This is a genomic window from Streptomyces sp. BBFR51 (genome assembly GCF_044591655.1).
In the GTDB taxonomy this organism is placed as follows: domain Bacteria; phylum Actinomycetota; class Actinomycetes; order Streptomycetales; family Streptomycetaceae; genus Streptomyces.
This window is the reverse complement of record NZ_CP172448.1, coordinates 4,940,264-4,949,616: the sequence shown is the minus strand read 5'-3', so window position 1 is coordinate 4,949,616 and position 9,353 is coordinate 4,940,264. Positions and strand designations below refer to the sequence as shown.

Annotated in this window: 9 protein-coding genes; 4 read left to right on the top strand and 5 right to left on the bottom strand. The window is 70.3% G+C overall.

The window, feature by feature from the left end; translation table 11 throughout:
* Positions 1–11: 11 nt before the first annotated feature.
* Complete coding sequence (locus ACGH7X_RS22695; RefSeq protein WP_114531077.1) at positions 12–371, bottom strand: NADH-quinone oxidoreductase subunit A; 360 nt, start codon at positions 369–371, stop codon at positions 12–14.
* Between the two features lie 775 nt (positions 372–1,146).
* On the opposite strand from ACGH7X_RS22695, the gene ACGH7X_RS22690 reads away from it, so the two are divergent.
* Together ACGH7X_RS22690 and def are read left to right on the top strand one after the other, a co-directional pair.
* Entirely contained in the window at positions 1,147–1,977 is an 831-nt protein-coding gene (locus ACGH7X_RS22690) for a C40 family peptidase (RefSeq protein ID WP_399887372.1), read from the top strand.
* Between the two features lie 209 nt (positions 1,978–2,186).
* Complete coding sequence (gene def / locus ACGH7X_RS22685) at positions 2,187–2,852, top strand: peptide deformylase (RefSeq protein WP_399887370.1); 666 nt, start codon at positions 2,187–2,189, stop codon at positions 2,850–2,852.
* Positions 2,853–2,870: 18 nt separating this feature from the next.
* Here the strand turns inward: def and ACGH7X_RS22680 are convergent, their stop codons facing one another.
* Entirely contained in the window at positions 2,871–4,154 is a 1,284-nt protein-coding gene (locus tag ACGH7X_RS22680; RefSeq protein ID WP_399887368.1) for a geranylgeranyl reductase family protein, read from the bottom strand.
* Positions 4,155–4,253: 99 nt separating this feature from the next.
* Here ACGH7X_RS22680 and ACGH7X_RS22675 point away from each other — a divergent pair, with 99 nt between their 5' ends.
* Both ACGH7X_RS22675 and ACGH7X_RS22670 read left to right on the top strand, forming a co-directional pair.
* Entirely contained in the window at positions 4,254–4,769 is a 516-nt protein-coding gene (locus ACGH7X_RS22675) for a GNAT family N-acetyltransferase (RefSeq protein WP_399887366.1), read from the top strand.
* A 93-nt stretch (positions 4,770–4,862) separates the two neighbouring features.
* Positions 4,863–5,210 carry a PASTA domain-containing protein gene (locus ACGH7X_RS22670; protein WP_399887364.1) on the top strand — a complete coding sequence of 116 codons (348 nt, stop codon included), beginning with the start codon at positions 4,863–4,865 and terminating at the stop codon, positions 5,208–5,210.
* Here the strand turns inward: ACGH7X_RS22670 and ACGH7X_RS22665 are convergent.
* The 3 genes from ACGH7X_RS22665 to ACGH7X_RS22655 are packed head-to-tail and all read right to left on the bottom strand — an operon-like array spanning position 5,197 to position 9,345.
* Positions 5,197–5,892, bottom strand: a complete 696-nt coding sequence (locus ACGH7X_RS22665) for a demethylmenaquinone methyltransferase (RefSeq protein ID WP_399887362.1) — start codon at positions 5,890–5,892, stop codon at positions 5,197–5,199. The genes ACGH7X_RS22670 and ACGH7X_RS22665 overlap by 14 nt on opposite strands.
* Before the next feature lie 49 nt (positions 5,893–5,941).
* The gene (locus tag ACGH7X_RS22660) at positions 5,942–7,075 is read right to left on the bottom strand and encodes an acyltransferase (protein WP_399887360.1); all 1,134 of its coding nucleotides are present in this window, start codon (positions 7,073–7,075) and stop codon (positions 5,942–5,944) included.
* Positions 7,075–9,345, bottom strand: coding sequence for a bifunctional polysaccharide deacetylase/glycosyltransferase family 2 protein (locus ACGH7X_RS22655; RefSeq protein WP_399887358.1), 2,271 nt, complete (start codon positions 9,343–9,345; stop codon positions 7,075–7,077). The genes ACGH7X_RS22660 and ACGH7X_RS22655 overlap by 1 nt, the downstream gene beginning before the upstream one ends.
* Positions 9,346–9,353: the final 8 nt, after the last annotated feature.

Sequence of the window (9,353 nt, the reverse complement as noted above, 5' to 3'; positions counted from 1 at the left end):
TCAAAGGCCCCTCAGTCCCATTCCAGGCCGCCGCGCCGCCATACGTACGCGTACGCGACGAAGACGGTGAGCACGAAGAGCAGCATCTCCACGAGCCCGAAAATCCCCAGGGCGTCGAAGGTGACGGCCCAGGGGTAGAGGAAGACGATCTCGATATCGAAGATGATGAAGAGCATCGCCGTCAGGTAGTACTTGATGGGGAAGCGCCCGCCGCCGGCCGGCGTGGGGGTCGGCTCGATGCCGCACTCGTAGGCGTCGAGCTTCGCCCGGTTGTACCGCTTCGGACCGATCAGCGTGGCCATGACCACGGAGAAGATCGCAAAGCCTGCCCCGAGGGCTCCCAGTACGAGGATGGGCGCATACGCGTTCACCGCTCCTCGCTCCTCTCAGTCGGCACTGACTGCTGGCGGTTGCATCGGACTCACAGCCGCCCCAACAGCCCCACGAGCCCCGCCCGTCCCGACGAAGATCGCGAACATGTGAAGCAGGTCACAAGCCCAACTGCCTCGCATCTTATGCCCGCCGCTCTGTGATCTGCGACACGGGGTATTGCACAAGCTTTGTGATCTCCACCACCTGACGAACGATCATGAAGTCGGATGAGCGGTGATCTTCACACAAGAAGCGTTCAGCTGATCACCAGAGGTGACATTTTCGCTCATCGCCGCTGGCCAGGGCCTGCGAGCAAGGAGCGTCTCAATATCAAGATGCTTCCCTTGCATGCAAATTGGTGCTGGACGCGAGCGCTTGATAGAGGACGCGTTCACACATCAGAGGGAGGGCCGGGGGCGATGTGGACACGTGCACGCGTTCACGAGCGCCGGCACCCGGACCGAGCCGGCTCGCACGCGACCGCCCCGCCGCACGGACGCGAGCACCGGGGTAACCGTTCCGTGACCTGCGCCACATTCATGAGAGGCGTCTGAGAACCGGGCTTGGCCAACTGTCCCAACAAGTGCTAAGCGCGGGGCAATTCGGGCGAAACGATCAAACACCGTGATCACAGGCCGATCACGGACGTCCGCAATGTCCGTTACGGCGTCAATAAAGAGCGACACGCCCGGGATTCGGCGACTCGATTGAACAACTGTGGCGCAGCACACGTTTCTTGAAGGTATGGAGGAGCTACTGATACCGGTTGTCCCTATGTCCCACACCGCTCACATACGCAGCCACCGGAAGCCCCGCCGCAGCGCGTCGACCATCGCGATGCGGGCCGGAGTTGCCGGTGGCGTCCTCAGCACCCTGGCAGTGGCCGGGGCGTCGGGTTCGGCCAACGCGGCCGAGCCGGTGACGCAGACCCTCGAACTGCCCACCCTGACGGCCGACCTGGCCGCTCAGGTCGCCCAGTCCGCGGACGTCACGCAGCAGGCGGCCGCGAGCTACCAGCTGCAGGCCGAGCGCGACGCCGCGGCCGCAAAGGCCGCCAAGCAGGCCAAGACGGACCTCGCCGAGGCCAAGAAGAAGGCCGCGGAAGAGAAGAAGAAGGCCGAGGAGGCCGCACGCAAGGAGGCCGCCGAGCGCGCCTCCCGCACCGCCGAGCGCGCCACCCTGAGCGCTTCCGCGGACACCGGCTCCTCGAGCGACACCGGCGGCACCAGCACCGGCACGTCCACGGCCACCGGTTCGGCCGCCGCCATCGTCTCCTTCGTCCAGGCCCAGGTCGGCAAGGCGTACGTCTCCGGCGCCACCGGCCCGTCCGCCTACGACTGCTCCGGACTCGTGCAGGCCGCCTTCAACCAGGTCGGCATCAGCCTGCCGCGCGTCTCCCAGGCCCAGTCGACCGCCGGCACCCAGGTCGGGCTGGACAACCTCCAGCCGGGCGACATCCTGTACTGGGGCGCCGCGGGCAGCGCGTACCACGTGGGCGTCTACGTCGGCGACGGCATGTTCGTCGGCGCGCAGAACTCCTCCACCGGTGTCGTCGAGAAGCCGCTGTCGTACGACCCGCCGAGCGGTGCGGTGCGCGTGCTGTAACCCACCCACACTCAAACGACGTACAACGCGGGCACGTCCACGCGAAAGTGGACACATCCGCACGAAGGGCCGCAGCCGCTCGGGGGCTGCGGCCCTTCGGGGTCCCACGGCTCTCCTGAAGTCCCCTGACGCCCCCTGACGTCTCCTGGGATGCTCGGCGCGGGCCGGTGTCCCCATCGGCCCGTCCACGAGCCGAAGGAGAGAACGTCATGCCGAGTGTGTTCGTCCAGGGGCGGCCCACCGCCTCCTATCCCCCGTTCGCGCCCGAGGCCCGGCACGGAGCGGTGCGGCGCGTCACCGAGGTCGGCGAGGAGGTGCTGCACAGGCCGTGCCGGGACGTCACCGAGTTCGGGCCCGACCTGGCCGCGCTCATCGACGACATGTTCCGCACGATGTACGTCGCCGAGGGAGCCGGGCTGGCCGCCAATCAGGTGGGAGTCGATCTGCGCCTGTTCGTGTACGACTGCCCCGACGACGACGGAGTCCGGCATGTCGGGCACATCGTCAACCCGGTGCTGGACACCCTCGACCCGGCCGCACGGCGGCTGTTGGACGAGGGCGAGGGGTGCCTGTCGGTGCCGGGCGCCGTCATGGCCGTACCGCGGCCCGACCGCGCGGTCGTGCGGGGCCTCGACAAGGACGGCGCGCCGCTCGTCGTCGAGGGCACCGGATACTTCGCGCGCTGCCTCGCCCACGAGACCGACCACGTGAACGGGCACGTCTACCTGGACCGGCTCTCCGGCCGGGAACGGAAGGCGGCGCTGCGGCAGTCGGCGGACCGGCGCGAGGAGGTCCTCGCGCGCCGGACCGCCAACGCCGCGGCTCTCGACCGAGGCCGAGACCGAGACCGAGACCGAGACCGAGACCGAAGCTGAGGCTGAGGCTGAGGCCGGTCAGGCCTTCGGTGCAACCTTGCTCAGTCCGTTGATGATGCGGTCCATCGCGTCGCCGCCCGTCGGGTCCGTCAGGTTGGCGAGCATCTTCAGGGTGAACTTCATCAGGATGGGGTGGGTGAGGCCGCGCTGGGTCGCGATCTGCATGACCTTCGGGTTGCCGATGAGCTTCACGAAGGCGCGGCCCAGGTTGTAGTAGCCGCCGTAGGTGTCCTTGAGGACGCGCGGGTAGCGCTGGAGGGCGATTTCCCGCTGGGCCGGCGTGGCCCGCGCGTGGGCCTGGACGATGACGTCGGCGGCGATCTGGCCGGACTCCATGGCGTAGGCGATGCCCTCGCCGTTGAAGGGGTTCACCAGGCCGCCGGCGTCGCCGACGAGGAGCAGGCCCTTGGTGTAGTGGGGCTGGCGGTTGAAGGCCATGGGCAGGGCGGCGCCGCGGATCGGGCCGGTCATGTTGTCGGGGGTGTAGCCCCAGTCCTCCGGCATGGACGCGCACCAGGCCTTGAGGATCTCGCGCCAGTCGAGTTCCTTGAAGGCGGCGGAGGTGTTCAGGACGCCCAGACCGACGTTCGAGGTGCCGTCGCCCATGCCGAAGACCCAGCCGTAGCCCGGCAGCAGGCGGTCCTGCGCGCCGCGCCGGTCCCAGAGTTCCAGCCAGGACTCGAGGTAGTCGTCGTCGTGGCGGGGCGAGGTGAAGTACGTGCGGACCGCGACGCCCATCGGACGGTCCTCGCGGCGGTGCAGGCCCATCGCCAGGGACAGGCGCGTGGAGTTGCCGTCGGCGGCCACCACCAGCGGCGCGTGGAAGGTGACCTCGCGCTTGTCCTCCCCCAGCTTGGCGTGCACGCCGGTGATGCGGCCGGTGCGGTCGTCGACGACGGGGGCGCCGACGTTGCAGCGCTCGTAGAGGCGCGCGCCGGCCTTCTGGGCCTGCCGGGCGAGCTGCTCGTCGAAGTCGTCGCGCTTGCGGACGAGTCCGTAGTCGGGGAAGGAGGCCAGATCCGGCCAGTCCAGCTGGAGGCGGGAGCCGCCGCCGATGATGCGCAGGCCCTTGTTGCGCAGCCAGCCGGCCTCCTCGGAGATGTCGATGCCCATGGCGACGAGCTGCTTGGTCGCGCGCGGGGTCAGGCCGTCGCCGCAGACCTTCTCCCGGGGAAAGGCGGTCTTCTCCAGCAGGAGGACGTCGAGCCCGGCCTTGGCCAGGTGGTACGCGGTGGTGGAGCCGGCTGGCCCCGCGCCCACGACGATCACATCGGCGGTGTTGTCGGAGAGGGGCTCGGTCACGGCGGGATCTCCCCAGAGTTCGAAAATGTGCGTGCCGACGGGCACTGGACATGGGCAGTCTATTCAGCGTCACCGATCACCCGGCTGAAGGGCTGCCCAGTGAAGCGACCTCTCCCCGTTGTACGGCTGCGCGTCCCCACCGACGAGGACGCCGTCGCCTGGCACCGGGTCTTCGACGACCCGGATGTCATGGAGTTCCACGGCGGGAGGTCCGCGGAGCTGTCCGTCTACGAGGAGCTGACCGCCCGCCAGCGCCGGCACGACGCCGAGCACGGCTTCTGCCTGTGGACCATGGTGGACGAGTCCGGGCAGGTCATAGGCTTCACCGGCGCCCAGCCGTGGCCGGGCGACTGGGGCCCCAAGGGCGAGATCGAGATCGGCTGGCGGCTCGGCCGGGCGCACTGGGGCAAGGGGTACGTCACGGCGGCGGCCCGGCAGACCCTGGAGCGGGTGCGGGCCACCGGTGTGGCGGAGGTGGTCGCGATGGTCAACGCGCGCAACACCCGCTCCATCGCGGTCACGGAGCGGCTGGGCATGCGACTCGCCGAGGTCTTCACGATCCCGTCCGCCGAGCAGCAGGGCCACTGCTACCGCCTCCCCCTGCACGTCGCGTGACGCAGGGTAATCGACTGTCGCAGTAAGCCACTTGACGCTTCCGGGCGGTGCGCGGCGGAGCTACTCTGCCGGGTACCGCTGGGGGTGACGTCCGTGCGCCTGGTATCCAAGAGTCCCGATGTCCGCGTGCCGCGCCTGGTCGGTCTGATGGCCGTGGACGCGCACGAGGCCGCCCGCGCCGAGGGCCTGTCCCTGACCGCACCGGACCGGCCCGACGTCCGGCTCCCGGTCGTCGACTACGTCGTACGCCAGTATCCGCAGCCCGGCGCACAGGTGCCGCGGGATTCGATGGTGTACGTGTGGTTCGACTTCGGGGAGGGCGAGGGCGGCGGGGGCATCCGCGAGCCGCGCGTGCCGCGGCCGCCGCTGGGCGGGCTCGAGCGGGAGCTGACCGAGCCGGGCGAGCCGCCGCCCCGCTACGCCGTCCTCAGCCTGCCTTGAACCCCCGGTGCAGCGTCACCACGCCGCCCGTCAGGTTCCGCCACGCCACCCGGGACCAGCCGGCCTTGCCCAGTCGCGCCGCGAGGGCCGGCTGGTCGGGCCAGGCGCGGATGGACTCGGCGAGGTAGACGTACGCGTCGGGGTTGGACGACACCGCGCGGGCGACCGGCGGCAGGGCGCGCATCAGGTACTCGGTGTACACGGTGCGGAAGGGTGTCCAGGTCGGGTGCGAGAACTCGCAGATGACGACCCGGCCGCCGGGCCGCGTCACCCGGTACATCTCGCGCAGCGCGGCGTCCGTGTCCTGCACGTTGCGCAGCCCGAAGGAGATGGTGACGGCGTCGAAGACGTCGTCCTTGAAGGGCAGCCGCGTCGCGTCGCCCGCGGTGAACGGCAGCCAGGAGTGCCGTTCCTTGCCGACCTGGAGCATGCCCAGGGAGAAGTCGCACGGGACGACGTAGGCGCCGGTGCGGGCGAAGGGCAGGGAGGAGGTCGCCGTGCCGGCCGCGAGGTCCAGGACCTTCTGCGCCGGGCGGGCGTCGACGGCCTGGGCGACCGCCTTGCGCCACGCCCGGTCCTGGCCGAGCGAGAGCACGGCGTTCGTCAGGTCGTACCGTTCCGCGACGTGGTCGAACATCGAGGCGACTTCGTGCGGCTGCTTGTTCAGGGAAGCGCGGGTCACGGGCCCATTGTTGCAGTTCCGCCCCACGACCCCGAGCCGCAGCCCCGGCTCACGGCAGCAGGCGCGGCCTCTTCCGCGCGGCGACGTCCTCCACCCACCCGAACAGCAGCACGAACACCGCGATCAGGACCCAGCCCACCCCCAGCAGGAACCACTGACTCTCCAGCGGCAGATACGCCTCGAAGGCGGGCACGTCCCAGAACCGGTCGATCAGCGGCACGGCCAGGACCAGGGCCAGCTCGTGCCAGAGGTAGACGGTCACCGCGCGGGCGTTGAACACGGTCACGAGCCGGTCCAGCCGGCGCAGCCGGACCAGTCCCGAGAAGTCGACCCCGAGCCGCGCCTTGGAGTACATCAGCAGCGTCACGAACCCGGCCGACCAGAAGGCCTGCGCGAACGGGATGTCGTCCAGGTCGTAGGTGCCGTACTCACCCTGGTGCGCGAAGGCGTACCAGGCGCCGCAGGCGAGGGCCGCGAGGGACAGGGCGACGACGACGGCCGGCTTCAGGCGTGCCAGTACGCCGTCGCGGTGCGCGAAGCCGAGGACCCAGCAGAAGAGGTACGTCGCCAGGTCGAGCAGTCCGGTGCCGAAGCGGTTCTGCGGCGGCTCCCGGAGGAACTGGAACACCACGACCGGGGCGAGGGACAGCAGCAGCACCGGCACGGGCGCGAGCCGGAACACCCGCAGCAGCAGCGGGGAGAGCAGGACGAACCACAGGTACGTCCTGAGGTACCAGAGGATCTCCCAGGCCTGCTCGCCCCAGGCGCTGCCCGGCGGGTCGCCGAGCGGCACGACCCAGTAGACGATCTGCCACCCCGGCATCCAGCCGCGCACCAGCATCGCCCCCACCACGAACAGACCCCAGCACCAGAACGGCGGAAGCAGGCGACGCAGCCGGCCACGGACCACCGCTGCCGCGGGCCGCTGGAGCGAGCGGGCCATGAGGGTGCCGGCCAGGCCGAACATGACCCCCATGGACGGGAAGACCAGCCCGGCCCAGGGCCAGCCGAAGGCGTGGTAGGCGACGACCCGGACCAGGGCGAGGGCGCGCAGGACGTCGAAGTACCGGTCCCGCGTCGGCGCCCCGGCCACGGCGGCGGCAGGGCGCACCGCCGTCCCCGCGCCGCGCGCCGCCGTCCCCTCGCACTCGCCCCGCACCGCCCCCTTGCTGTGCGCGCCCATCACCCGTTCCCCGCCGGCGTCCCCACCTCGCCCGTCCGCTTCAGTTTCTGCCAGCGCAGCCGGCCGCCGGTCAGGGCGGTGACGCAGGAGTGGATGAGGACGAGGTACATCATCTGCCGGTACGCCAGCTGCTGGAGCGGCATCATCAGCAGGTACCGGTACTTCTCCCGGTCGAGCCGGAAGGCGTACGCCGCGCACACCAGCTGCACGCCCAGCACCGCGAGCCACGCGAGCAGCGCCGCCCGGAAGTCGATGAAGATCATCGAGTAGACGGTGAAGACGTCGATCAGCGGGGCGAACACCGGCGTGACCACCTGGAAGAGCACCACCAGCGGCATGCCGACCCGCCCGAAGCGGCCCGAGGCCCCCTTGTCCGTCAGGGACCGGCGGTGCTTCCACAGCGCCTGCATCGTGCCGTACGACCAGCGGTAGCGCTGGGACCAGAGCTGCCCCAGCGAGCCCGGGGCCTCCGTCCAGGCGCGGGCGTGCTCCTCGTAGACCACCCGCCATCCCGCGCGGTGCAGGGCGATAGTGATGTCGGTGTCCTCAGCGAGGGTGTCGTCGCTCATGCCGCCGACCTGGAGGACCGCCTCGCGCCGGAACGCGCCGATCGCGCCCGGGATGGTCGGCATGCAGCGCAGCAGGTCGTACATGCGCCGGTCGAGGTTGAAGCCCATCACGTACTCGATGTGCTGCCAGGCGCCGATGAGGGTGCGCCGGTTGCCGACCTTGGCGTTGCCCGCGACCGCGCCGACGCCGGGGTCGGCGAAGGGCTGCACCAGGTGCCCCACGGTGTCCGGCTCGAAGACGGTGTCGCCGTCCATCATCACGACGATGTCGTACCGGGCGTGCCGCACCCCGTTGTTGAGGGCGGCGGGCTTGCCCGCGTTGGCCTGCCGGACGACGCGGACGTTCGGCAGACCGAGGGACTCGGCGATGTCGGCGGTGCCGTCCGTCGAACCGTCGTCCACCACGATGATCTCGATGGGGTGCGTGCTGCGCGCCAGTGACTTGAGGGTGCTCTCGATGCACTCCTTCTCGTTGTACGCCGGGACGATCACGCTGACGGGCCCCGTGACGGGCGGCCCCCAGCTGAAGCGCCGTCTGTTGCGCTGTCTGTGGTGGCGGCGGGCGAGGACCAGCATCATCGCGAACCGGCCCATGACGGCCACGCCCACGATCACGAGCCCCACCGACAACGCCGGCACCGTCCACTCGGCGACGGCGACGGCCGCGATGAGCGCCTTGCCCTCGTAGAGGGTCGTGCCGGTGGCCTTGTGGTGCGCGGCCTGGAGAGCGTTTCCGGAGTCGGCTCCAGGAGCGGCGGAGGGCCCGCCCGCCGACTGCTGCTGCTGTGTCTGGTGCTGCTCTTTCTGCTGCTCGGCCATGACGCCGCTGACGGTGGTGAAGGTGTAGCCCTTCGCCTTCATCTTCTCGATGTACTTCGGCAGCGCCTCGATCGTCTGCGAGCGCTCGCCCCCGGCGTCGTGGAAGAGGACGGACGCGCCCTCGTCGTCCTCCGGCGTGGCCCACTCGACGATCTTCGAGACGCCGGGGCGCTTCCAGTCGTCGCTGTCGGTGTCGATGAAGACGCTGGTGTAGCCGTCCTCGCCGAGGCTCTGGTAGACGGGCCAGCTGTAGTTGTCGATGGCGTTCGTCTCGGAGGAGTACGGCGCCCGGAACAGCGTGGTGGTGATGCCCGCCGCGCCCGCCAGGGCGAGCTGGGTCTGCTCGATCTCGCGCGTGACGCGGGCCTGGCTCTGGTAGGAGAGGTCGATGTGGGTGAAGGTGTGGACGCCCACCTCGTTGCCCTGCTCGACCAGGTCCCGCACGATGTCCGGATTGCGCGAGATCATCGAGCCGACCAGGAAGAACGTGCCGGGCACGTCGTACTTCTCCAGGATCTCCAGCACCTGCGGCGTCCAGGTGGGGTCCGGACCGTCGTCGAAGGTCAGCACGATCGTCTTGTCCGGGACGGAGACGGTGGCGGCCTGTCCGCCCGGGAAGGACAGGATCGGCCCGCCGTCGAGGACGTCGTCGGGTACGTCGCTCGCACTGGCGCCGGTACGGACGCGCTGGTCTCCGCCGACCTCGGCGCGCAGATAGCCGTCGAGGAGCATCGCGCAGGTCAGTGCGAGCAGGAGCAGCAGGGCGAGCAGGACGCGGGGGCGCTGTAGCGCGGCGGCCCGGCCGGCGGCCCGCTCGATGCGGGAGGGGGCCCGGCGGCGGCCCCGTGCGGGTGGGGAGGGGGGTGTGGTGGGCGTGCTCATGGAGTGGG

Excerpts from the sequence above, each read along its gene's own strand:
- ACGH7X_RS22690 (WP_399887372.1), top strand. The coding sequence starts at position 1,147 with ATGTCCCACACCGCTCACATACGCAGCCACCGGAAGCCCCGCCGCAGC.
- def (WP_399887370.1), top strand. The coding sequence starts at position 2,187 with ATGCCGAGTGTGTTCGTCCAGGGGCGGCCCACCGCCTCCTATCCCCCG.
- ACGH7X_RS22660 (WP_399887360.1), bottom strand. The coding sequence starts at position 7,075 with ATGGGCGCGCACAGCAAGGGGGCGGTGCGGGGCGAGTGCGAGGGGACG.
- ACGH7X_RS22655 (WP_399887358.1), bottom strand. The coding sequence starts at position 9,345 with ATGAGCACGCCCACCACACCCCCCTCCCCACCCGCACGGGGCCGCCGC.